Source organism: Vagococcus humatus, assembly GCF_003950325.1.
Taxonomy (GTDB): domain Bacteria; phylum Bacillota; class Bacilli; order Lactobacillales; family Vagococcaceae; genus Vagococcus_C; species Vagococcus_C humatus.
The window spans coordinates 328157-351916 of record NZ_PXZH01000002.1 but is presented as its reverse complement, the minus strand read 5'-3'; the positions used below and the strand labels follow the sequence as shown (position 1 = coordinate 351916).

Sequence of the window (23760 nt, the reverse complement as noted above, 5' to 3'; positions counted from 1 at the left end):
TACATCAAAAAATGTACGTGCTTTTTATTACGCTTCTTCTATAATTTTCGCAACATTAGATAAAACACCATTAACAAACTTTCTTGATTTATCATCGCTATATTTTTTAGCCAATTCTACTGCTTCATTTAAAGCTACTTTAGTAGGAACATCTTCCACATAAAGCATTTCATATATAGCAATTCGCATAATAATGACATCAGTTTTAGCTAGTCTTGGTAAAGACCAACCTCTTAGATTAGCTTGTATTTTTTCATCTAATTCTTTTTGATGCTCACAAACACCTGAAACTAATTGATCCAAATACTGAGGGATAAACTCTTCTTGATCTTCACTAATGATCTCTTCTTGATTATATTCAAGAGCATAGCGAATTGTTTCGCTTTTAGTTAGTTCTTGATTAAAATCAAATGGATATAAAGCTTGAAGAGCTTTCTCTCTAATTTCTCTACGAGTTAACTTCACACTATTCATCCTCTTCTGTACCTAATAAGTCTTCTAAACTAGGACTAGCTATTTTTTCCGGTACAATGCCCACAACGTGAACGTTAACCTCTACTAACTCAATATCTGTCATAAATAAAACTTGTTCTTTTACTTTATCTTGCATGTCTAATGCAACTTTTGGTACAGATACTCCATAATCTAGATAACAATATAAATTAACTTTTAACCCATCTTCTTCAACGTCTAAATAAACGCCTTTACCATGAGCTGATTTACCAAATAACTCTCCAACATTACTCGCAAGGTTGCCTCGCATTGCGTAGACCCCTTCAACTTTGCTGGCTGCAATTCCAATAATTACTTCAATCACTTCAGGCGCAATAATAATTTCGCCTTCTAAATTTTCTTGTCCGTTCTCAAGCACAAGGTTTGTATCAACTGCCATACATACCCCTCCTTATCTTTTTAAGCACGAGAAACATAAGACCCATCATCTGTATTAATAATTAGTTTATCCCCAGCATTAACAAAGAAAGGAACTTGTACTACAAGGCCAGTTTCCATTGTTGCAGGTTTTGAACCACCAGAAGATGTATCTCCTCTAATACCTGGTTCTGTTTCTTTTACTTCTAATTCAACTGTGTTAGGTAATGAAACACCAATTGTTTCTGTTCCGTACATGATGATTTGACATGTACTATTTTCTAACAAGTAATTCAATTCATTTTCAATTTGATCTTCACTTAATGAAATTTGTTCATAATTTTCTGTATCCATGAAAACATAACTATCTCCATCAGCATACAAATATTGCATTTGACGATTGTCTATTTGTGCTTTAGCAACTTTTTCACCTGCACGGAAAGTTTTTTCTTGGACAGCACCTGTTCGTAAATTTTTTAATTTTGAGCGAACAAATGCAGCACCTTTACCTGGTTTAACGTGCTGGAAATCTACCACACGCCAAATTCCGCCATCTACTTCAATTGTTAAACCTGTTTTAAAGTCATTTACAGAAATCATATATTTCCTCCTACTAAACTAATCTGTAGCTTAGTTTATCATGATTTTTTTACCATTGCCATGAAAAACTTTACTTAATTAAATCAGCCCTACTTCTCTTACTTTAGTTAAGTTTATAAAATGATTAATTCTTTCGGTGAATGGGTCAATACAACATTACCTGTTTCAGTGATTAATAAATCATCTTCTATTCTTACCCCGCCAAGTCCTGAGTAATAAAGGCCTGGTTCGTCTGTAATTACATTTCCTGGAACAAATTTCTTTTCAGCTAATCTAGAAACATTTGGTCCTTCGTGAATCTCTAATCCAATGCCATGACCTAAAGAATGGCCAAAAGCTTCTGCATGCCCTTTAGAAGCAAAATAATCACGCGCAACAGCATCTAATTCTACACCAGTCATACCCGGTTTTGCGACGTCAATCACTTTCAACTGAGCATCTAATACTAATTGATAGATTTCTTTTAATTTCTCTCCTGGATCTCCTAAAGCAACCGTTCTAGTCATGTCTGACACATAACCTTTGTAGTAACAACCAAAATCCATCGTGATTAAATCTCCACGTTCAATGACTTTCTCACTTGCCACACCATGAGGCATAGCTGAACGTAAACCACTTGCTACAATGGTTTCAAAGGAAACACCTGAAGCTCCTTTAGAGCGCATATAAAAATCTAACTCATTAGCTACTTCTATTTCTGTTACACCTGGCTTAATGAAGGTTAAGATATGTTGAAAGGCTTCATCTGCAATAGCACAAGCCTGTTTAATGGTAGAAATTTCTACTTCTTCTTTCACTTCTCTTAACGTTTCAATAATGCCAGCAACAGGAATTAACTCACAACCAAACATCTCATCTAGGCGAGTATAGGTAGCAAAAGACACATGATCTTCCTCAAAGGCTATTCCTTCTAAATGATCTTGATCAATGATATCAGCTACTTCATCATAGATAGGTCCTTTATTTTGGACAATCTCATATCCTTCACATTGACTGCTTGCTTGTTCTGTATAACGAAAATCAGTGACAAAATACGCTTTATCTAAAGTGATAACGGCTAAACCAGTTGTCCCTGTAAAGCCAGTAACATAGCGTAAATTATATGGACTAGTTACTAAGAAAGCCGGGATGTTCTTTTGTCTCATTTCAGTTCTTAATTTTTCAATACGATGAATCATCTAGTCTACCCTCTTTCTACTTTTTTATATCATTTTCATTATATCAAAATAGCTACCAGATTAACACTACCAAACAAAAAAGAGCAACCTTTTTAAAGGTTACTCTTAGTTTTAGTCATTATTATTGGGCAACTGGGTAAACAGAAACCTGTTTTTTATCCCGGCCTTTACGTTCGAAACGAACAACACCATCAACTTTTGCGTATAATGTGTCGTCTCCACCTTTACCAACATTCACACCTGGGTAAATTTTAGTTCCGCGTTGACGGTATAAAATTGATCCACCTGTTACAGTTTGGCCATCAGCACTTTTAGACCCTAGACGTTTTGATTGAGAATCACGTCCGTTGGCAGTAGAACCGCCACCTTTTTTATGGGCAAAAAGTTGTAAATTCATTTTTAACATGTGTTGCACCTCCTTAGTGCTTAGTATATGTCTGAATCTGTATATACTCAGAATATTGTTCTTCAATGTTAGTTAAACCTAACACTAAATTCTCTAGAATGATTTGGGCAATATTAGATTGTTCTTGGGTGATATCTTCTACAGTTTCAAAACGAAGATAACCTCCATTTTGTTCATCTGTTTCCACCAGCGGAGTAAAGCCAGCTAAAGCTTCTACCCCATTGACTGCGTTAATTGTTAAAGCAGAAGTAGCTGCACATACAATATCACTGCCAAAAGGACCAGCCTCTGCGTGACCTGTTAGTTCAAAACTAACGACACGACCATCAGTTTCACGAATAATCTTCCCTTGAATCATATCCATTGCCTTCTTTCATTCTTATGCGTTGATCGCATCAATCATAACTTTTGTATATGGTTGACGATGACCTTGTTTACGATGAGTATGTTTTTTTGGTTTGTATTTGTAAGTAACAACTTTCTTTTGTTTTCCTTGTTTTTCAACAGTTCCTTCAACAGTTGCTCCTTCGATGACTGGAGTACCTACTTTAGTAGATTCGCCGCCAACTAAGATAACTTCATCAAATACTACTTTTTCGCCTGCAGCAGCGTCAAGTTTTTCGATATAAATAGCTTGACCTACTTCAACTTTGATTTGTTTACCACCAGTTTTAACAATAGCGTACATTATTCAAAGCACCTCCTTATAATTTACTTAGACTCGCCAGCGTAAGCGACACAGGTTTGTGTACTGAATACTTATTTTGTGCGGTTGTAGTGTGGTGCCCACAATACAACAAAAAAATCATACCAAAAAAGAGCAGACAAGTCAATGAATAATTTGACAGTTTGCTCTTTTTCATTTCTTTTTCTAAGATATTTGAAAAAATTCTGTTAAATGTAAGTCATGAATCATATTGGACTGTAAAATATCATACACATTTTGTGCCATATAGCCTTTAGCATAAATTTTACCTTCTTTTAGCCAGCTATTTAAGCCGCCAATTAAGGTATAAGTCAAATAACTATACAATAAATCTTCTGGATATTTTTTATTACTTTTTTCCTGAAAGCTCATGTACTCTTGTATCAATTCACCTAATTTGTTTTTAATCACTAAAAAATAAGGACGAGCTTCCTCTGTTAGTAGAGCACTTATAAAAGTAGGATGTTGTTCTGCAAAATCAAAGGCATTTTGTAAATAGATGACAGGATACTCAGCAGTTGGTTGAGTGTCTGACAAATCATCTGATAATGAAGACGACGACTTGTTTGACTGAGTTGTAAGAGCTTGGACAAAATCTTCAATTAGACTTTCCATCATCACATGGACAAATTCAGTTTTATCTTTAAAATGCAAATAAAAAGTTCCTCGAGTAACACGAGCACTATTGGTCACATCTTTTACATTCATTTGACTAAGTTTATGGGTTTTTAACAAGTCTAAAAAGGCTTCACGTAATTTGTTTCTAGTTTTTATAACACGTGGATCAACTTTTATCATCTTTGTTCCTCTTCTCTGTTTCTATAAAGCGTTAACTATGAGAATGAACATAAAAAGCTTCTCATAATTTCTTAACTAGTATATAGGGGAAAAAGCGATTTGTCTACATTTTCCAAACATTGTAACACAATCTTAAACTATCTGATAGCTAGACCAATTTCTAATAATTGTCTAGTTACTTTCTCACTTGTCCAAGTATAAATGAGCTGTTTATTTACTTTTAAATTATCCAGGTTAAAAATAAAAAAACATTTTTTTATTTTTTTTGTTGACATTTCTTGTTTTATTGCATACAATATACCTGTTGTTAAAAATTTGTCATAGTAGCTCAGCTGGATAGAGCATTCGCCTTCTAAGCGAACGGTCGGGGGTTCGAATCCCTCCTGTGACGTCATAAAAAAAGAGTTTGGCTTAAGCCAAACTCTTTTTTTATTTTTATAACACAATATCCTCTTGCAACTTTGTTAAAAGTAACACCCCGTCCCCTAATGGTAATAAACTAGCAGTCAGATCCGGATGGTTTAAGGTTTTATCAAATAACTCATTTAGTTTTCGGTGAATCGCCCTTTGACTTCGGTGAATAGATTCAATCGGCTCAAAAACTGTTCCGCCCTGAAAAACATCATCAATCATGATGACACCACCTACTCGTAAATGTTCTAAACAAATAGGTAAAAATTCAATATATTTTGATTTAGCACAATCTAAAAAGATAAAATCGTACATCTCTTTTATTTCTGGCAGAATATCAGAAGCTTGGCCTTCTAACAAAGTTATCTTGTCTTCATTATCCATTTGTTTAAACGTATGTTTAGCTTTATTAATCATTACATCAAATCGGTCAATGGTCACCACTTGTCCATCCTCTGGTAAACATTCTGCCATTAAACTAGCAGAAAACCCAATCGCTGTTCCAATTTCTAAAATACGTTTAGGTTTCACTTGTGTTAATAAAAACTGTAAAAACACCACTGTTTCATGAGGAATAATGGGAATTCTTTCTTCATGAGCTCGTTCTTCTAATTCTTTTAACTTGCCTGTTAAAGGTTTTTGTTTCGTTCGCATTGCCTCTAACACATTTTTTTGGACAACAGGTAAGTCCATCATTCTATTTTGCATTCATTTCTCTCCTTTACATACGTTGTTATTATACGAAAAACTATTTCAAAGCGCAATTTCTAAATAAGTAAAAGAATTAAGGTATAAAATACATAAATGGTATAGTTGACATAATTAGATAAACACCCTATTATATAAACGTCAGTAAAAAATTGGTATGCTTGAGGTGACTTATGAAAAATAAAATAGATTGGTTTCAAAAAGGAATGACCCTTCCTCCAAAATCAGAAATCATGACAGAAATCATTAACTTGAAAGCGATTTTAAATCTACCTAAAGGAACAGAACACTTTATCAGTGATATTCACGGAGAATACGATGCTTTTCAGCATGTATTAAGAAATGCTTCGGGAAGCATTAAAGAAAAAATTCGCTATACATTTAATCACTGTCTCAATCAAATGGAGCAAAATGAATTTGCTTTTTTAGTTTACTATCCTGAAGAAATCATTAAAGAACAGGAAGAACATAAATCCCCAGAAGAATTGAAACAATGGTATTATCAAACCATTGAACGTCTCATTGAACTAATGCTTTTTGTTTCAAGAAAATATACTCGCTCAAAAGTCCGAAAGGCTTTACCAAAAGGCTTTGAATACGTTACTGAAGAATTATTATACCGGCAAAAAAATGATGAAGACAAATCAGATTATTACGATGAACTGATTCATGAAATCATTCGTCTAGGAAGAGCCAATGATATGATGATTGGTTTATGCTATTCTATTCAACGTTTGGTAGTAGACCATTTACATATTGTAGGAGATATTTTTGATAGAGGCCCTGCCCCAGATAAAATTATCGATGCCTTAATTGATCATCACTCAGTAGATATTCAGTGGGGAAATCACGATATTACTTGGATTGGTGCAGCTTCAGGCTCAGACATTTGTATCATGAATGTCTTACGTATTTCTGCTAGGTACAATAATTTAGAAATTATTGAGGACACTTACGGGATTAATTTAAGACCTTTACTAACTTTTGCTGAAAAAACTTATCAAGATAATCCAGCTTTTAGACCAAAAGTGGCTAAAGGAGCTAAGCTATCCCCAGAAGAATCCTTACAGATTACCCAAATGCATCAAGCGGTAGCTATTATGCAGTTTAAACTAGAATCTCAACTGATTAAACGGCGACCTGAGTTTAACATGGATCACCGACTCCTTTTACAGCAAATCGACTGGGACACCCAACAGATTCACTTAAAAGGAAACACTTATCCACTTGAACATACTTGTTTTCAAACCATTGATCCAGCTAATCCAGATCAGTTAACGAAAGAAGAGCAAAGTGTCATTAATCACTTATTGAAAGTCTTTTTAAAATCAGAAAAACTACAGCGACATATTCGCTTTATCATGGAAAAAGGTGAAATCTACACCCTTTATAACAATAATCTTTTAATTCATGGATGTATCCCTATGACTGAAACAGGTGACTTTAAGTCTTTAACCATCAAAGAAAAGCAGCTGAAAGGAAAAGCCTTACTAGATATGTTTGAAAAAGCTTTACGGCTTAGTTATACCCATCCTCATACTCACAATGATTTAGCTAAAGACTTAGTGTGGTATTTATGGACAGGAGAATCTTCTTCTTTATTTGGTAAAAATGAAATGACTACCTTTGAACGCTACTTCATTCAAGATAAAACCACACATAAAGAAGAAAAAAATCCTTACTTTACTTTGCGAAATCAAGAGGATGTTTGTCGAAAAATCTTGCATGAGTTTGGCTTAAAATCTCAAGACGGCCATATTATTAACGGTCATACACCAGTCAAAGAAATTAACGGAGAAAATCCAATTAAAGCAGGTGGGAAAATGATCGTCATCGACGGTGGCTTTTCAAAGCCATATCATTCCACTACAGGAATTGCTGGGTATACCCTTGTTTATAACTCCTATGGTATGCAGTTAGTTGCCCATCAGCCTTTCTACACGAAAAAAGATGCTATTTGTAAACGAACAGATATTATTTCTACTAAACGATTAGTAGACCGAGTATTACATCGTAAAAAAGTAAAAGATACTAACACAGGCAAACACCTTCAAGCAGAAATCGACTTTTTAGAAAGCTTGTTAACTCATAGAGAAGACTTTGACTTTTTAGAACACTCTTAATCTAAACAAAAAAACCACTTCCAAGAAGTGGTTTTTTTTAATAAGCTTATTTGTCTGAAAGACCATATTTTTTGTTGAAACGATCCACACGTCCGTCTGCTTGTGTAAATTTTTGACGGCCTGTATAGAATGGATGTGAATCAGAACTGATTTCAACGTGTAGTAATGGGTATGTATTACCATCTTCCCATTCAATTGTTTCTGCAGTGTTCTTTGTAGAACCTGATAAGAATTTGTATCCTGTAGTTGTATCCATGAAAACTACTGGACGGTAATCTGGATGGATATTTGCTTTCATGTTTTTCTCTCCTTTGCCCTGAACCATTTGCTGCTTCAGAGTTTATTTTTGTAACGGTCTAATGTTAACATATTTTAAAATCAATGACAATCATCTTTTTGAACTTTTTATATAAGAACCTCGGTTAAAAGAAACATCTTTAAAACTTTCAAAAAAATCCTGGTTATTTTTTGTGCGTTTTAAAAATTTTAACAGTTGCTCAGTATACTCTAAAGCGTCTCCTGTCATATTATGACGCAATTTCCAAACTTCTTCTAAAGCAGTTGGAGCCATCAATAACTCTTCTTTTCGCGTACCAGATTTTTTCACATCGATAGCTGGGAATATCCGACGTTCAGATAAATCCCGAGATAAATGAAGTTCCATATTACCAGTTCCTTTAAATTCTTCATAAATCACATCATCCATTCGACTTCCTGTATCTACTAAGGCAGTAGCTAAAATGGTTAAACTGCCACCTTCTTCAATATTTCTAGCTGCTCCAAAGAAACGTTTTGGTTTATAAAAAGCTGCTGGATCGATCCCTCCACTTAAAGTTCTACCACTAGGCGGAATGACTAAGTTATAGGCTCTAGCTAAACGAGTAATGCTATCCATCAAAATAACTACGTCTCGTTTATCTTCTACTAATCTCATCGCTCTCTCTAACACAAGTTCTGCTACTCTAGTATGGTTTTGTGGCATCATATCAAATGTAGAAGACACCACGTCTCCCTTAACACTTCTTTCAATGTCTGTAACTTCTTCAGGTCGTTCATCAATCAGTAACACAATCAGCTCAATCTCAGGATAGTTTTCAGTAATCCCGTTGGCTATTTCTTTAATTACAGAAGTCTTCCCTGCTTTTGGTGGTGCTACAATCAACCCTCTTTGTCCAAAACCAACTGGAGCAAACAAGTCCATCATCCGTGTACTCAAACGATTGGGCGTTGTTTCTAGTATCATATGTCTATTTGGATAAAGAGCAGTTAAGGCTGGAAAGTGAGGCCGTTCTTTAGATTCTTCTGGATTTTTTCCGTTAACTGCCTCTACGTGCATTAAACCATAATATCTTTCCGACTCTTTAGGTGGACGAGCTTTACCTGATACTTTGTCTCCATTTCTTAGACCAAATCGTCTAATCTGAGAAGAAGAAATATAAATGTCTTCTTGACTTGGAGAATAGTTAATTGGGCGTAAAAAACCATATCCTTCATTTGTGACAATATCCAGAATCCCTTCCATCATGAAGAATCCTTGTTTTTCTGCCTGTGCTCGAATGACTGCTAAAGAAAGTTCTTTTTTATTCATTTGACTATAGTAGGGAATTTTAAATTCACGAGCATACTGATAAATTTCTTTCAGTGTGCTATTTTCTAACTCACTCATCGTTAAATAATCTTTCATAGACAATCCTCTATTCTTATTCGTCTTCATTAACCATGCGAATGTCTGCACCTAATGCAGTTAATTTCTCTACAATTTGATCATAACCTCGCAAAATGTATTCAATATTAGAGACTTTAGTTGTTCCTTCAGCCATTAAACCTGCCAGGACTAAACAAGCTCCTGCTCTTAAATCACTTGCTTTAACCTCTGCTCCGTGAAGTTTATTTGGCCCTTTCATAATAATCATGTTACCTTCTGTCCGAATATCTGCACCCATTCTTGCCAATTCAGGCACATGATTAATCCTTTTTTGATAAATAGTATCTACAATGACACTATCTCCTGTGGTTTTTAACAACAAAGGAGTAATAGGTTGTTGTAAATCTGTTGCAAAACCAGGATACGGGAAGGTTTTAACATCTACTCCAATTAACTCAGATGCTGGATGAACATAAATAGAATCTTCTCCAATGTCCATTGGCACACCCATTTCTTCTAATTTAGATAAGAAGCTTTCAATGTGTTCATGAATCACATTTTTAACTAAAACACCTTCACCTAAAGCTGCTGCTAAAGAAAGATAGGTCCCTGCTTCAATTCGGTCAGGAATAATAGAATGTCTACAACCGTGAAGTGTTTCCACTCCATCAATTCTAATCTCATCCGTACCTGCCCCTCTAATTTTAGCTCCCATATTATTTAATAAAGTCGCTACATCAATAATTTCAGGCTCTTTCGCCGCATTTTCAATCACTGTTCTACCTTTTGCTTTAACAGCTGCTAACATGACATTAATTGTCGCACCAATGGATACCATATCCATAAAAATACGAGTTCCAGCTAAACCTTCTTCTGGTGCTTTTAAATAAGTCGCTCCGTGTTCAGTTTTTACATCTGCTCCTAAAGCTTCAAATCCTTTAATGTGTAAATCAATAGGACGAGGCCCTAAGTAGCAACCACCTGGAAGTCCTACCACACCTTCACCAAATTTACCTAATAAAGCTCCCATAAAGTAATAAGAAGCACGTAAACTATTAATTTTTCCACTTGGCATTGGGACAGAAATCATGTGAGTCGGATCAATAATCATGGTGTTGTCCTTAAATGTAACAGATACACCCATTAATTCTAAAATTTCTTTCAAAGAATAAACATCGTTGATATCGGGGACACCTTCAAGGATAACCGGGGAATCAGCTAAAATAGCTGCAGGAATTAAAGCTACTGCACTATTCTTAGCTCCATTGATGGTCACTTCTCCTTTTAAAGGTCGGCCACCATTTATGACAAATTTTTTCATATTTTCACTCATTCCTTAAGATCTTTCATCAATTTAAGTCTTGATGGCGTTTATTAACAAATAGTCAATAAACCGTCATCATTTTACCATACTTTACCTTAATAAAAAAGGCAGACTTCTTTAACTAACTTCTACTTTATACTTCTTTAAATTTTTCTACTTTGATTTACTCTAACATCATAAATCGAACACTAACGGACAAACTAAAAAAATTGTCCGTGTTAAAGAAAACCTTTTCAAGGTATATTAAAAGTGCAAAGAGGAAAGACAAAAAGAAAGGCGTGTTAGACAAATGAAAAAAATTATTAACCAACCTGAAAATGTTGTAGATGAAATGTTAGACGGCTTAACTTATGCCTATAGCGAGTTAGTTTCAAGATTAGATGAAAGCGGTGTTATCATCAGTAATCATCTAGCAGACAACAAAGTCGCTTTAATTAGCGGAGGTGGAAGCGGTCACGAACCTGCTCATGCTGGTTTCGTTGGTCAAGGAATGTTAAGCGCTGCCGTTTGTGGACCTGTTTTTACATCTCCTACACCAGACCAAGTATTTGAAGCTATTAAAGCAGCTGATCAAGGTGCTGGCGTTTTCTTAATTATTAAAAATTATTCTGGTGACGTGATGAACTTTGAAATGGCACAAGATATGGCAGATATGGAAGATATTCGAGTAGAAACTATTATTGTTGATGATGACATCGCAGTAGAAGATAGTACCTTTACAGCTGGTAAACGTGGCGTTGCTGGAACAGTTTTAGTTCATAAAATTTTAGGTGCTGCTGCTGATCAAGGCGCTTCATTAGATGAAATTAAAGCCTTAGCAGACAAAATCGTCCCTAATATTAAAACTTTAGGTGTAGCATTAAGCGGTGCAACTGTTCCTGAAGTAGGACATGCTGGCTTTACATTACCTGAAGACGAAATTGAATTTGGAGTAGGTATTCACGGAGAACCTGGTTACCGCCGAGCAAAAATTGCTCCTTCTAAAGAATTAGCTAAAGAAATTGTTGCTAAATTAAAAGGACAATTCAACTGGAAAAAAGGCGACCAATACGGTGTGTTAGTTAACGGTTTAGGTGCGACTCCTCTGATGGAACAATTTGTCTTTATGAATGACGTTAAAGCTTTATTAGAAGAAGAAGGTCTTAACATTACCTTTAAAAAAGTTGGCGATGTTATGACAGCTATTGATATGGCTGGCTTATCTCTAACAATGATTCATTTAGAAGAACAAGCTTGGTTAGATAATTTAAACTATGCTGTCAATACTATTGCTTGGTAAAAAAGGAGTTAAAAAATAATGAACGTAGAACAAACAACTAAATGGCTAGCATTATTTGCAGCTAAAATTAATGACAATAAACAATATTTAAGTGATTTAGATAGTGCTATCGGTGACGGAGATCATGGAATGAATATGGCTCGAGGCACCACAGAAATGCAAAAAGCATTGGAAGAAAAACAACCTGATACCTTAATGGATATTTTTAAATTAGCAGGTATGCAGTTAGTCAGTAAAGTTGGCGGGGCTTCTGGTCCTTTATATGGCTCTGCTTTCTTAGGTATGGCTAAAGCTGCTAAAGATTCAGATGATCTAGCAACTATTTTAGAAGCTGGTTTAGAAGGTATTCAAAAAAGAGGGAAAGCTGTAGCTGGTGAGAAAACAATGATTGATACTTGGGTTCCAGTTATCGCTGCTGTTAAAGCTAACGAATTAACTAAAGAAGTCGTTGAACAAGCAGCACAGTCTACTATTGATATGCAAGCAACTAAAGGACGGGCTTCTTATTTAGGTGAACGATCAATTGGACACTTAGATCCTGGTTCTGTATCTAGTCAATACTTATTTGAAACAATGATTGAGGCAGGTGTTATTAATGAGTAAATTAGGAATTGTTATGGTTTCCCATGTTCCAGAATTAGTTTACGGTATTTCTCGTTTACTAAATGAAGTCGCTAAAGATGTTTCTATCACGATTGCTGGTGGAACTGACGATAATGAAATCGGCACAAGTTTCGCTAAAATCGAAGAAGCTTTTGAGAAAAATGAAGGCGAAAAACTATTAGCTTTTTATGATTTAGGCAGTGCTAAAATGAATTTAGAAATGGCTATGGAAATGACGGATAAAGAAGTTGTCCTTTATGATACAGCTTTTGTAGAAAGTGCTTATACTGCTGCTGCTTTAGTTCAAGCTGGTGCAGCATTTGACATGATAGATGCACAGCTTCAACCTTTAAAAGTTAAATAATTAATTTATAGGTCGGTAATAACTGCGGCTACTTAGTCGTAGCTGCAGTTTATTATATAAGGTGAATCACCCAGTTTTTTAAATTTAGGAGGAATTTATTGTGAGAAAAGCTCTTATTTGTCCAACAAAATATGTTCAAGGTGAAGATGAACTATTAAATTTAGGTTACTTTGTTAAAACATTTGGAAAATCAGCTCTATTGATTGCCCATCAAGATGATATTAATCGTGTTCGTAAACAGTTAGATGAAACCGCTAACCGTTTTGATATCCAATTTGTTGAAAGCAGTTTCAAAGGAGAGTGTACTCGGGAAGAAATTGCTCGTCTACAAGAAGTAGCTAAAGAACAACATACTGACTGTGTTATTGGTTTAGGTGGAGGTAAAGCAATTGATACCTCTAAATGTGTTGCCCAAGGTGAAAACTTAATCATTGTACCAACGATTGCCGCAACAGATGCTCCTACTAGCCACTCTGCTGTTATGTATACGGAAGATGGAGAATTTGATGACTATGCTTACTTTAAACAAAGTCCTAGTGTGGTTATGGTAGATACTAAAATTATCGCTAACGCTCCTACTCGTTTCTTAGTATCAGGTATGGGAGATGCGCTTGCTACTTGGTTTGAAGCACGTGCTACAGCAAATGCTTATGCAAACGTGAATGCTGGCCTTCCTTGTGGTTATTTAACCAAAGAAACTGAACCTGCTAAAAACACTATTGCTGCTTTAACTATGGCAAAAGTATGTTACGAAACACTATTGGAAAATGGTTATAATGCTAAAATTGCTTGTGACAATAATTTAGTTACTCCTGCTTTAGAAAACATTGTTGAAACAAACATTTTACTATCAGGATTAGGCTTTGAAAGTAGTGGTTTAGCTGCAGCTCATGCTATCCATGATGGTTTAACTGCTTTAGAAGGAGCACATGGTTACTTCCACGGTGAAAAAGTGGCTTTCAGTACTATTTGTCAATTAGTGTTAGAAAATGCTCCAACAGAAGAATTACATGAAGTTTTAGACTTCTGTCTATCTATTGGTTTACCTGTTTGTTTACCAGACATTGGAGTAGATAGCATTACTTTTGATCAAGCACTTGAAGTAGCAGAAAAAGCTTGTATTCCTGAAGAATCTGTTCACTCTATGCCATTCCCAGTAAAAGTAGAAGATGTCGCTTCTGCTATCATCGCAGCTGACCAAATTGGGCGTGACTACAAAGAAAAGATGTTAGGATAGTCTTTCCTCATTCTATCTAACTATATAGCCAAAAGAAAAAATTCCCGTTTTATTGGATTGTAAGAAACGACTCACTTGTTAATGAGATAAACTCCTTAGCCAACCGTTTCTAATCTCCTTTAAAATCCTGGGAGTTTTTTCTTTTTTCTGCTCAAAACATAGGGATTTATGTTACACTAATACGGTAATGATTGCATAAAAGTATAAACTACTTTTTTAAGGGAAACGAGGTGACAACCTAATGAAAAAAATTATCAATCAACCTAAACAAGCCGTTTCACAGTTACTAGATGGAATTGCTTTTGCTCATAGTGATTTATTAACTAGAATACCGAAAACAGGTGTCTTGTTACGGAAGTATCAAGAAAACAAAGTAGCTTTAATCGCTGGGGGCGGAACTGGACATGAACCTGCCCACTCTGGTTACTTAGGAAAAGGCATGCTAGCTGCTAGTGTAAATGGACCTATTTTTGTTCCCCCTTCTCCAGAAGAAATTTTACTAGCCATTGAAAAAAGTGACCAAGGTCCCGGTGTGTTGCTGATTATTAAAAATTTTGATGTAGATGTGGCTAGTTTTTTAAAAGCAGAACAACTTGCTATAGAAAAGGGCCATCAAGTTAAACACGTAATTGTTAATGATGATTGTTCCATTGATAAATATAACTTTAAAAAACGTCGTCGCGGCGTGGCTGGAACGGTCTTCGTTCATAAAATATTAGGTGCTGCAGCTCATAAGGGCTACTCCCTAGAAGAACTAGAAACTTTAGGAATGGACGTTGTCCGCTCTATGAATACACTTGGGGTAGCACTGTATCCTGGTTCGATTCCTGGTAAAGATCAGCCACTCTTCACCTTAACAGATGACCAAATTTCTTTTGGTATTGGTATTCACGGAGAAAGTGGCTACCGAACAGAGCCTTTGTATTCATCTGAGCTACTAGCCAATGAATTAGTAAATAAGTTAAAAGTTCACTATGACCTAGCACCAGATAAACAATTTGCTATTTTAATTAATGGTTTAGGCGGCACTCCTTTAATGGAACTTTATATCTTTGCCAATGATGTCAGACAACTTATGGCCTTATCTGATTTAAATATTGCCTACTCTAAAGTTGGAAACTATATGACCTCTACCAATATGGCTGGTGTTTCACTAACCTTTTTAGAAATAAAAGATGAAGCCTGGCTAGATTTTTTAGAAGAACCTGTTCAAACCTATGCTTGGAATAACTAAAAGAAACGTATATCTTATTCAATAGATATACGTTTCTTTTTATAAACTAAATTTCTTTAGGTTAGCTATAATTGAGTCTTCTAACATTAATCCTATGTCATGACTCAAGGTTTTAACCGATCCCTCACAGCCAGATAATAACCAATCTTTCGTTAGACCAACAAAAGCATGACTGTAAAACATACACACAAAGTCAATTTTTTCTTCGGTAATAAAAAATTGATGCTCTGCTAAAATATCTCCAACAATTGTTCGCAGCAATTCTTTTGTATGCTTGAAAAAATATTTATCAAATGAATTTTGTTCAGAGACAGATAAAGCGTTCACATAAAAGGTTTGATTGGCTTGAAAATATTCTAAAATTCGTCTAACTACTTTTGTCCAATGCTCATAGTCTAAAAAGTCTTGAATATTCTCAGAAATTTCCTGACTATAAATCCAAGCTAATAATTCATATTTATCTTGAAAATGATCATAAAAAGTTTGCCGGCGAATTTCAGCTTCGGACATAATTTGCCTAATCGTAATTTTTTGAAAAGGCGTCTCTTGCATGAGTTTTTTTAGTGAATATGCAATCACTTTTTTTGTAATTAAAGACCCTTCCACACAAGCGCCTCCTTTTTATTAGTCTTATTTATTATAGCATGTTTTAGATATTCTTCATAAAAAAAGTATTGCCAGCTTTAACTGACAATACTTTTTCTCTTTCTTAAATTGCCACACTTTGTGAGAATTGACTGTTGTATAAATCTGCATAAAAGCCATTTTTCGCCATCAGTTCATCATGGTTACCTGTTTCAATAATATCTCCATGATCCATCACAATAATCGTATCAGCATCTCGAATAGTAGACAGACGATGAGCCACTACAAAACTGGTTCGTTTTTTAAGTAACTCTGCCATAGCTTCTTGAATTAATACTTCAGTTCTTGTGTCCACTGAGCTTGTAGCTTCATCTAAAATAAGCACTTGTGGATTAGCTAAAAAGGCTCTAGCAATGGTAATTAATTGACGTTGTCCTTGAGAGATATTCCCAGCTTCTTCATCTAAGATAGTCTGATATCCATCAGGTAATCGTCTAACAAAATCATCTACTCGAGCAGCTTTAGCAGCTCGGTAAACTTGTTCCTCAGTTGCTTGTTCGTTTCCATAATGAATATTATCAAAAATTGTGCCTGTAAATAACCAAGTATCTTGTAACACCATTGAAAATTCTTGTCTCAAAGTCTCTCTTGATACATCTCGGATATCTACCCCGTTATACTTAATACTACCGCCTTTTACATCATAAAAGCGTTCAATTAAATTGATTAAGGTAGTTTTACCTGCACCAGTTGGCCCAACTACAGCAACCATATCCCCTTCATCTACTTCTAGATTAAAGTTTTTCATCAATAGTTCACTGTCTTCGTAACCAAATTGAACTTGATCAAAAATAACTTTTTTATCTGTTTCGATGACTGGGACCCCAGATGGTTCATTCGACATTTCAGCTTCATCTAACACTTCAAATACCCGTTCAGCTGAAGCAATAGTAGATTGAATAGTATTTAGTAAGTTAGCAATTTGAGAAATCGGCTGAGCAAATTGGTTAGAGTATTGTAAGAAAGCTTGCACATCTCCAATTGGTAACTGACCATTGGCTACTTTTATTCCGCCTAAAACAGCTACTAAGATATACCCAATATTTTTAATAAAATTCATCAAAGGCATAATCATCGCTGAAATAAACTGAGCTTTCCACCCTGCTTTAAACAACTTCTCATTTTGTTCTTCAAACACTTGGATGGCTTCTTGTTCATAGTTGAAACTTTTGATTACAACTTGACCTGCATAGCTCTCTTCTACTTGATTGTTTAAAAGACCTAAACTCTTTTGCTGTTCTCCAAAATATTTTTGAGATTTAGGCGCAACAAGCATCACAACAATTAAACTTAAAGGCACCGTAATAACTGCCACTAAAGTTAACTTAACACTAATCGATAGCATCATAATTAAAATCCCTACAAAGGTTACTAAACTTGTTACAAGCTGCGTTAAACTTTGTTGGAGTGTACCAGAGATGTTATCCATGTCATTAATTGCTCGGGACATAATATCCCCATTGGAATGAGTATCATAATAACTAATAGGCACTCGGTTCATTTTTTCTTTTAGCTCTTTACGCATTTGATAGACGGTTCTCTGAGACACTCGTGTCATAATAAATTGTTGTAAAAAACTAAAAACTGAGGAGATAGCATACATACTTAAGACGATTAATAAAATATGTGCCACTTTGTCAAAGTTAACAGGAAACTGCTCTAACTTTTCTCCAGCCATCATTAATTTAGCGCCTTGCTTAATCCCTTCAAATATTTCAGTCGTAGCTCTCCCTAATACTTTTGGAGTTCTAATTTGAAACACAGTTGACGCAATCGCCAAAATAAATACTAATCCAATTAAATAGGAACGTGTAGACATGTAGCGAACCAACCGTTTAGTGGTTTGCCAAAAGTTCTTTGGTTTAACTACTTGTTTATTTCCGCCATGTGGTCCTCTCATGCAATCTCCTCCTCTCTTAATTGGGAACTAATAATTTCTTGGTAGGTTGTACAATTTTCTTTTAACTCTTGATGGGTTCCTTTTCCTACCAATTTCCCTTCATCTAATACCAAAATAATATCTGCATCAACTACCGTACTAATTCTTTGAGCAACTAAAACGACAATACTATCGGTAACATTTTCTTTTAAGGCTTGACGTAATTGTCCATCAGTTTTAAAATCTAGTGCTGAAAACGAGTCATCAAACACATACACATCTGCCTGTTTAACTAACGCTCTTGCAATACACAACCTTTGTCTTTGACCTCCAGAAAAATTACCGCCACCTTGTTCAACCCTACTGTCTAAGCCCTCTGGTAGCTGAGAAACAAAGTCTTTAGCTTGAGCAATCTCTAGAGCTTTCCATATTTGTTCATCTGTTGCTTGTTGATCTCCGTACAACATATTATCCCGAATAGTTCCTTTAAACAAACGAGCTTTTTGAGGGACAAAACCTATCCGACTACGTAAATCTTGTTGCCGATAGCTTCTAATATCTGTCCCATTCATTTGAATGCTACCATTTTCTACCTCAAAAAAACGAGGAATTAAATTGACTAACGTGGTTTTACCAGAACCAGTTCCACCAATAATAGCCACTGTTTCCCCTTTTTTAGCGGTAAAATCAATCTGTTGTAAAGAACATTTTTCAGCTCCCGCATATCTAAAGTCCACTTGTTGAAAACTTAATTCAGGAGAAGCCTCTGTTAACTCCACTGGCTTTTCAGGATCTAGGATATCATCTTTCATATCTAAGACCTCATTAATCCGTTCAGCTGATGCTTGAGCTCGAGGCACAAACACAAAAATCATCGATAACATCATGAAACTCATTAAAATTTGAGTCGCATAAGTCATAAAGGCAATAAGATTACCAACATCCATCTCCATATTGGCTATATAATGACCTCCTTGCCAAACTATTAAAATATTCGTTCCACTCATAATTAAGGTCACGATTGGAATTAAAAAAGCCACAATCGTATTCACTTTAATCGCCGTATTCACAAAATCTTGATTGGCTGTATCAAATCGTTTTGCTTCATAATCATCTCGGTTAAAAGCTCGAATAACTCTAACCCCAGTTAAACCTTCTCGAAAAATCAAATTCAGTTTATCTGTCTTCGTTTGCATACTTTTAAATAAAGGAACAGCAAAATACATTACCACACCTAGAAAAACCATTAAAATAGGAATAACGTATAAAAATATTTTAGTTAGCTGATGATCTAATCGGTAAGCCATAATACTAGCACCAATTAAGGTAATAGGGGCCATCATCATAATTCTTAACCCCATTTGCGTAACCATTTGAATTTGGTTCACATCGTTGGTAGTTCTAGTAATCAACGTAGCTGTCCCAAACTGGTCAAATTGATCTAACGACGCATACTCTACCTTTTGATAAATCTCTGAGCGCAGACGTTTACCTAATTTTTGTGACTCTTTTGTAGCAAAAAATGTATTTCCAATTGAAGCTAAAATACTAATAACTGAGTAACCTAACATCACTAACCCTACTGACCAAATATACTTAACATCTCCTTTACTAACACCATTGTTAATAATATCAGAGGTTAAAGTAGGTAAATATAGATCACTTAAAACTTGTACAAACATAAAAACAATCGCCATTAATACAGAAAAAAACGACATTTTTTTTAATAATTTTCCCATTCATTTTCACCTTCTTCACTTTGATACACCCCGTATTTCAACCAAATTAATTTACGGGAAAATCCATGCTTCATTTCATCTAAATCAATCGACTCATTTCGTAGTTTTAATTTATAAGCATGATTGACTGAATTTAGCACCATAGAAGCTAGTAATCGAGCTAACGAAACTAGGGAAGCTTCATCTTTAAATTTTAGCTTAGAAGCATCAATTCTATCTAATAACCGTTTACCGTGTTTCACGTGCTCTTGATGTCGCCAGGATTTTTTACGTTCAATTTCTGCCACTTCCTTCGTTAACTCAGGAGATAACTTACTTGTGCCATGATAGTCCATAAACATAAAGAAATTTTGATAGAACTCAGCATGAGGGCCTTCAATAAACTCTGGTAACATTCGGTAAAAATAGGTTTCAGTCGCCTTAAATAAATCTCCCTGATTTTCCACTAAAAAATACTCAAAATCAAAATGACCTTCCTCTTTTAATTTTTTATGATAAAAATAGTAAAGATCTTCCTTGTCCTCAAAATACTGATAAAAACTACCTCTTGGAATCTTGGCTTCTCTTACAATATTAGCAATGGATACTTCTTGTAAGGGGACTCTTTCAAACTCTTTCCTAGCCGCTTGAAGCAAACGCTTTTGTTTATCTTCTGGTAATCTGAAAAATGTTTCCTTTGGCATCTTTCTCCTCCTTCCTTCACTAACCTTTTATGACATGTTGTCATTATATAATGACAACATGTCATAATTCAAGAAAAAAACTTTGATTTTTTTTTAAACATTATTTACTTACCTTATAAACTATGAAATAATCAGAGTAATATTTTATAAAGAGAGGTACTTATCGTGAACAAAAAATTGTCAATGTCATCTTACCTTGCTGTCGGCTCCCTTTTATTCGGTTTATTTTTTGGAGCAGGTAACTTAATTTTTCCTGTCCACTTAGGTCAATTAGCAGGAGCTAATAGCCCCTTGGCAGCCCTAGGTTTTATTGTAACTGGCGTTGGACTTCCCTTTTTAGGTGTATTAGCCATTGGATTTTCTCAAAGTAATGGACTGTTAGAATTATCTAGCCGTGTGTCTAAACCCTTTGGACTATTTTTCACCTTAGCATTGTATCTAACTATTGGCCCATTTTTTGCCATGCCTAGAACTGCTACCGTTTCCTTTGAAGTAGGGATTGCTCCTCAATTAAGTGAGTCTAAACAACAACTTGCTTTACTTATTTTTTCTCTAGCCTTTTTTATCTTAGCTTTTCTATTTTCTTTAAAACCTTCTAAAATCATGGTTTGGATTGGGAAAGTTTTAAATCCTTTGTTTTTAATTTTTCTAGGGGTCTTAATCTTGGTTAGTTTTATTAAACCAATGGGAGCCATCTCAACTGGTATTCCCCAACAAAATTATAACCAGCAAGCTTTTTTCACTGGTTTCTTAGAAGGATATAACACCATGGATGCTCTAGCTTCCTTAGCCTTTGGGATTATTATTGTTCAAGCTATTAAAGAACTTGGTGTAACCAAACCTACAGACATTGCTAAAGACACCTTGAAATCAGGGATCGTTACGCTTGTTCTGATGAGTGTTATTTATGGTAGCTTAGCTTATATGGGAGCTACTAGTCTTGCGTTATTCGAAACTGGAGAAAACGGTGGGATTACTTTATCTCAAATTGCTACCCACTACTTTGGCACCTTTGGACAAATTTTACTAGCTATCATCATTACATTAGCTTGTTTAAAAACAGCCATCGGTCTTATCACTGCCTGTAGTGAAACTTTCCACCAAATTTTTCCTAAAATCTCTTACATCCAATTTGTTATCATATTCAGTCTATTAGGCTGTATGATTGCTAACCTTGGTTTAACAGCGATTATTTCCATTTCTATTCCTGTGTTAATGTTTTTATATCCATTAGCTATCGCTATTATCTTACTAGCCTTTTTATCGCCATTATTTAAACATCAATCTATCGTTTATAGATGGACAATTGGCTTTACTTTCCTTATTAGTTTAATTGAAGGATTTAAAAGTGCTCCTGCTGCAATCAGTCAATCAGCTTTCGTTCAGTGGATTGACGGAAATATCTATCACTATTTACCATTTTCTTCTATTAATATGGGATGGATTTGTCCCATGCTTTTAGGTTTATTGATCGGTTTAATCCTTTATAAAAAACAGGTAGCCAACTCTCATTAAATCTATGAACCTTTAATGTGAACTAAAAAAGCGCCTGACCTTTTAAAATTAAAAGGTCAGGCGCTTTTTATTCGTTAATCTTCTATCATTCTCTTTAAGCAAATTTAGTAATAAAGAAAATGATAGTAGGTATAGCTACCACATCCACAAATACCGCGCCACATAGCGGAGCAATTAGAAAGGCTTTTGTGGAACGCTTGTCGTATTTTTCACAAACAGCACTCATACAAACGACTGCCGTCGCAGCAATACCTAAGCCCCAACCCATAAAACCACCAGTCATCACTGCTCCGTCATAGTTTTTACCAAGTAATTTGAAAACAAAAAAGCGAGAGAATAAAAATAGAATCACTGTTTGAACTAATAAAATGATAATTAATGGCACCGCTAAATCAGCTAATTGCCAGATTTTTAAGGTCATAATCGCCATAGTTAAAAAGAAACCTAAACCAATATCTAAAATTAAATCGATAACTTTTTGATCCAGTTCAAATATTTCATGTTTGTCATTAATATTTCGAAATATAATAGCAATAAACATCGCACCTACATAGTTAGGTATAGCAAAGTTTTGGATCCCTAATCCTTCAATAAATTTAGAAAACATAATCCCGCCAACCATAAATACAAAAATTAAGGTTAGATGGGCCATAAAGTTTTGACTAGAAAAGATTTGCGTGCTTTCTTTTTCTGTTAACGCATCCATATCTAAACCAGATTCATCTGTTTCAATTTTTATATGATATTTTTTAATTAAATAGTCTGCTAAAGGACCTCCAACCAGGCTTCCCACTACTAAACCATAAGTAGCTGAAGCCACTGCTACTGTAGTTGCTCCTTCCACCCCTAATTTCTCAGCTACCGGCCCAAAAGCTGCCGCATTCCCGTGACCACCTACTAATGATACTGTTCCAGCCATAACTCCCATAATTGGATTTTGTCCCATAGCAGAAGCTAACCCAACTCCCACAACATTTTGAATGACAGCTAAAATCCAACAAGAAACTAAGTAAACAACTAATAATCTTCCTCCTGCTTTAAGAAGTTTGAAACTTCCGCCAAAACCAACACAGGTAAAAAAAGCTAGCATAAATGGCAGTTGTAACGTCACATCCATCTCGATTACTAATAAATTAGTTCCACGTAATAACCAAACCAAATTAGCGAAAATAAAACCACCAATAACTGGAGCAGGAATACACATTCTTTCTAAAATGGGAACTTTACGTCTAATATAGTAACCTAGCATCAAGAGTAATCCTGCCACCGCCACTGTTGTAATCATATCTACTTGCATGGTTCTGACTCCGTCGATCATTTGCACATCCATCTCTAAAACCCTCCTTTTTCATAAAAACGTATAAGGTTCCCCCTATATTCACTTTTCATTATACTATACTTGTTTTATTATTCCTACGTTTTTGAAAGCGCTATTATTAAATGAAATAAAAAACAGAAGGAGTCAATGGACACCTTCTGTTTTTCGCTTTTCTTTTATTAGATGTTTAAAAGTTAAAATAGGATGTTTCATTAACATACGCGGCCCTGAAAATCGCATAACTTCTTGAATTTTATCTTGATAATCTTGCCGGTAACAATGTTTCGGACAAGTTTTACAAGTAGGTTTCTTATCTCCAAATCGGCAAAAGTCTAAGCGAGTCATCACATATTTTTCTAATGCTTGTTTTTCTTTTTGTCGGCCTTGATGTCTAGGATAGCTATAGTAAATATCTAACATATACATCACTGTTTGTTTTTCTTCTTGAATAACAGGTCCTATATTTTTTCGAACCATCCTTTCAGCCCCTTTTTC

25 protein-coding genes, 1 tRNA gene and 1 other annotated feature are annotated in these 23760 nt (G+C 35.1%); of the genes, 8 read left to right on the top strand and 18 right to left on the bottom strand.

Features of this window, described 5'->3' with window-relative positions:
- Nucleotides 1-27: 27 nt before the first annotated feature.
- From nusB to C7P63_RS06665, 8 genes are all read right to left on the bottom strand, one after another.
- On the bottom strand, nucleotides 28-474 hold the full coding sequence (nusB, locus tag C7P63_RS06700; RefSeq protein WP_125943383.1) for a transcription antitermination factor NusB: 447 nt from the start codon (nucleotides 472-474) through the stop codon (nucleotides 28-30).
- Nucleotides 467-892, bottom strand: coding sequence for an Asp23/Gls24 family envelope stress response protein (locus tag C7P63_RS06695; protein ID WP_125943382.1), 426 nt, complete (start codon nucleotides 890-892; stop codon nucleotides 467-469). The genes nusB and C7P63_RS06695 overlap by 8 nt, the downstream gene beginning before the upstream one ends.
- Nucleotides 893-912: 20 nt before the next feature.
- Nucleotides 913-1470 carry an elongation factor P gene (efp, locus tag C7P63_RS06690; protein WP_125943381.1) on the bottom strand — a complete coding sequence of 186 codons (558 nt, stop codon included), beginning with the start codon at nucleotides 1468-1470 and terminating at the stop codon, nucleotides 913-915.
- A 113-nt stretch (nucleotides 1471-1583) separates the two neighbouring features.
- The gene (locus tag C7P63_RS06685) at nucleotides 1584-2648 is read right to left on the bottom strand and encodes a M24 family metallopeptidase (RefSeq protein WP_207852997.1); all 1065 of its coding nucleotides are present in this window, start codon (nucleotides 2646-2648) and stop codon (nucleotides 1584-1586) included.
- A 121-nt stretch (nucleotides 2649-2769) separates the two neighbouring features.
- A complete protein-coding gene (gene rpmA, locus C7P63_RS06680) occupies nucleotides 2770-3054 on the bottom strand; it encodes a 50S ribosomal protein L27 (RefSeq protein WP_125943380.1) in 285 nt (94 codons plus the stop codon).
- A 13-nt stretch (nucleotides 3055-3067) separates the two neighbouring features.
- A complete protein-coding gene (locus C7P63_RS06675) occupies nucleotides 3068-3412 on the bottom strand; it encodes a ribosomal-processing cysteine protease Prp (RefSeq protein WP_125943379.1) in 345 nt (114 codons plus the stop codon).
- Between the two features lie 21 nt (nucleotides 3413-3433).
- Complete coding sequence (rplU, locus tag C7P63_RS06670; RefSeq protein WP_125943378.1) at nucleotides 3434-3742, bottom strand: 50S ribosomal protein L21; 309 nt, start codon at nucleotides 3740-3742, stop codon at nucleotides 3434-3436.
- 19 nt (nucleotides 3743-3761) lie between these two features.
- Nucleotides 3762-3838: a sequence feature (ribosomal protein L21 leader region), on the bottom strand.
- An 87-nt stretch (nucleotides 3839-3925) separates the two neighbouring features.
- Nucleotides 3926-4558, bottom strand: a complete 633-nt coding sequence (locus C7P63_RS06665) for a TetR/AcrR family transcriptional regulator (RefSeq protein ID WP_125943377.1) — start codon at nucleotides 4556-4558, stop codon at nucleotides 3926-3928.
- A gap of 317 nt (nucleotides 4559-4875) precedes the next feature.
- Here C7P63_RS06665 and C7P63_RS06660 point away from each other — a divergent pair.
- Nucleotides 4876-4949, top strand: a tRNA-Arg gene (locus tag C7P63_RS06660).
- Between the two features lie 44 nt (nucleotides 4950-4993).
- Here C7P63_RS06660 and C7P63_RS06655 read toward each other — a convergent pair.
- On the bottom strand, nucleotides 4994-5677 hold the full coding sequence (locus C7P63_RS06655; RefSeq protein WP_125943376.1) for an O-methyltransferase: 684 nt from the start codon (nucleotides 5675-5677) through the stop codon (nucleotides 4994-4996).
- Nucleotides 5678-5850: 173 nt separating this feature from the next.
- Here C7P63_RS06655 and C7P63_RS06650 point away from each other — a divergent pair, with 173 nt between their 5' ends.
- The gene (locus C7P63_RS06650) at nucleotides 5851-7800 is read left to right on the top strand and encodes a fructose-1,6-bisphosphatase (RefSeq protein WP_243640809.1); all 1950 of its coding nucleotides are present in this window, start codon (nucleotides 5851-5853) and stop codon (nucleotides 7798-7800) included.
- A 46-nt stretch (nucleotides 7801-7846) separates the two neighbouring features.
- On the opposite strand, the gene C7P63_RS06645 is transcribed toward C7P63_RS06650, so the two are convergent.
- From C7P63_RS06645 to C7P63_RS06635, 3 genes are all read right to left on the bottom strand, one after another.
- Complete coding sequence (locus C7P63_RS06645) at nucleotides 7847-8098, bottom strand: type B 50S ribosomal protein L31 (RefSeq protein WP_125943375.1); 252 nt, start codon at nucleotides 8096-8098, stop codon at nucleotides 7847-7849.
- A gap of 90 nt (nucleotides 8099-8188) precedes the next feature.
- Nucleotides 8189-9484 (bottom strand): transcription termination factor Rho, encoded by a 1296-nt coding sequence (rho, locus tag C7P63_RS06640; RefSeq protein ID WP_125943374.1) that lies wholly within the window; start codon nucleotides 9482-9484, stop codon nucleotides 8189-8191.
- Between the two features lie 16 nt (nucleotides 9485-9500).
- The gene (locus C7P63_RS06635; RefSeq protein ID WP_125943373.1) at nucleotides 9501-10766 is read right to left on the bottom strand and encodes a UDP-N-acetylglucosamine 1-carboxyvinyltransferase; all 1266 of its coding nucleotides are present in this window, start codon (nucleotides 10764-10766) and stop codon (nucleotides 9501-9503) included.
- Between the two features lie 292 nt (nucleotides 10767-11058).
- On the opposite strand from C7P63_RS06635, the gene dhaK reads away from it, so the two are divergent.
- The 5 genes from dhaK (at nucleotide 11059) to dhaQ (ending at nucleotide 15486) form a co-directional block, all read left to right on the top strand.
- Complete coding sequence (dhaK, locus tag C7P63_RS06630; protein WP_125943372.1) at nucleotides 11059-12048, top strand: dihydroxyacetone kinase subunit DhaK; 990 nt, start codon at nucleotides 11059-11061, stop codon at nucleotides 12046-12048.
- Nucleotides 12049-12066: 18 nt separating this feature from the next.
- Nucleotides 12067-12651: a dihydroxyacetone kinase subunit DhaL gene (gene dhaL / locus C7P63_RS06625; protein ID WP_125943371.1), complete on the top strand. Its 585-nt coding sequence runs from the start codon at nucleotides 12067-12069 to the stop codon at nucleotides 12649-12651.
- Entirely contained in the window at nucleotides 12644-13015 is a 372-nt protein-coding gene (gene dhaM / locus C7P63_RS06620) for a dihydroxyacetone kinase phosphoryl donor subunit DhaM (RefSeq protein WP_125943370.1), read from the top strand. The genes dhaL and dhaM overlap by 8 nt, the downstream gene beginning before the upstream one ends.
- 100 nt (nucleotides 13016-13115) lie before the next feature.
- Entirely contained in the window at nucleotides 13116-14252 is a 1137-nt protein-coding gene (locus C7P63_RS06615) for a glycerol dehydrogenase (RefSeq protein ID WP_125943369.1), read from the top strand.
- 241 nt (nucleotides 14253-14493) lie between these two features.
- On the top strand, nucleotides 14494-15486 hold the full coding sequence (gene dhaQ, locus C7P63_RS06610; protein ID WP_125943368.1) for a DhaKLM operon coactivator DhaQ: 993 nt from the start codon (nucleotides 14494-14496) through the stop codon (nucleotides 15484-15486).
- Between the two features lie 39 nt (nucleotides 15487-15525).
- Here the strand turns inward: dhaQ and dhaS are convergent, their stop codons facing one another.
- From dhaS to C7P63_RS06590, 4 genes are all read right to left on the bottom strand, one after another.
- Entirely contained in the window at nucleotides 15526-16092 is a 567-nt protein-coding gene (gene dhaS, locus C7P63_RS06605; protein WP_125943367.1) for a dihydroxyacetone kinase transcriptional activator DhaS, read from the bottom strand.
- A 103-nt stretch (nucleotides 16093-16195) separates the two neighbouring features.
- Nucleotides 16196-18031 carry an ABC transporter ATP-binding protein gene (locus tag C7P63_RS06600; protein WP_125943366.1) on the bottom strand — a complete coding sequence of 612 codons (1836 nt, stop codon included), beginning with the start codon at nucleotides 18029-18031 and terminating at the stop codon, nucleotides 16196-16198.
- Nucleotides 18028-19749 carry an ABC transporter ATP-binding protein gene (locus C7P63_RS06595; protein WP_125943365.1) on the bottom strand — a complete coding sequence of 574 codons (1722 nt, stop codon included), beginning with the start codon at nucleotides 19747-19749 and terminating at the stop codon, nucleotides 18028-18030. The genes C7P63_RS06600 and C7P63_RS06595 overlap by 4 nt, the downstream gene beginning before the upstream one ends.
- Nucleotides 19734-20432, bottom strand: a complete 699-nt coding sequence (locus tag C7P63_RS06590; RefSeq protein WP_125943364.1) for a TetR/AcrR family transcriptional regulator — start codon at nucleotides 20430-20432, stop codon at nucleotides 19734-19736. Before C7P63_RS06590 ends, C7P63_RS06595 begins: the two co-directional genes overlap by 16 nt.
- Nucleotides 20433-20597: 165 nt before the next feature.
- On the opposite strand from C7P63_RS06590, the gene brnQ reads away from it, so the two are divergent.
- Nucleotides 20598-21947 (top strand): branched-chain amino acid transport system II carrier protein, encoded by a 1350-nt coding sequence (gene brnQ, locus C7P63_RS06585; protein ID WP_207852996.1) that lies wholly within the window; start codon nucleotides 20598-20600, stop codon nucleotides 21945-21947.
- A 94-nt stretch (nucleotides 21948-22041) separates the two neighbouring features.
- On the opposite strand, the gene gltS is transcribed toward brnQ, so the two are convergent.
- Both gltS and C7P63_RS06575 read right to left on the bottom strand, forming a co-directional pair.
- The gene (gltS, locus tag C7P63_RS06580; RefSeq protein WP_125943363.1) at nucleotides 22042-23277 is read right to left on the bottom strand and encodes a sodium/glutamate symporter; all 1236 of its coding nucleotides are present in this window, start codon (nucleotides 23275-23277) and stop codon (nucleotides 22042-22044) included.
- A 132-nt stretch (nucleotides 23278-23409) separates the two neighbouring features.
- Nucleotides 23410-23742: a nitrous oxide-stimulated promoter family protein gene (locus C7P63_RS06575; RefSeq protein ID WP_125943362.1), complete on the bottom strand. Its 333-nt coding sequence runs from the start codon at nucleotides 23740-23742 to the stop codon at nucleotides 23410-23412.
- Between the last annotated feature and the right edge of the window lie 18 nt (nucleotides 23743-23760).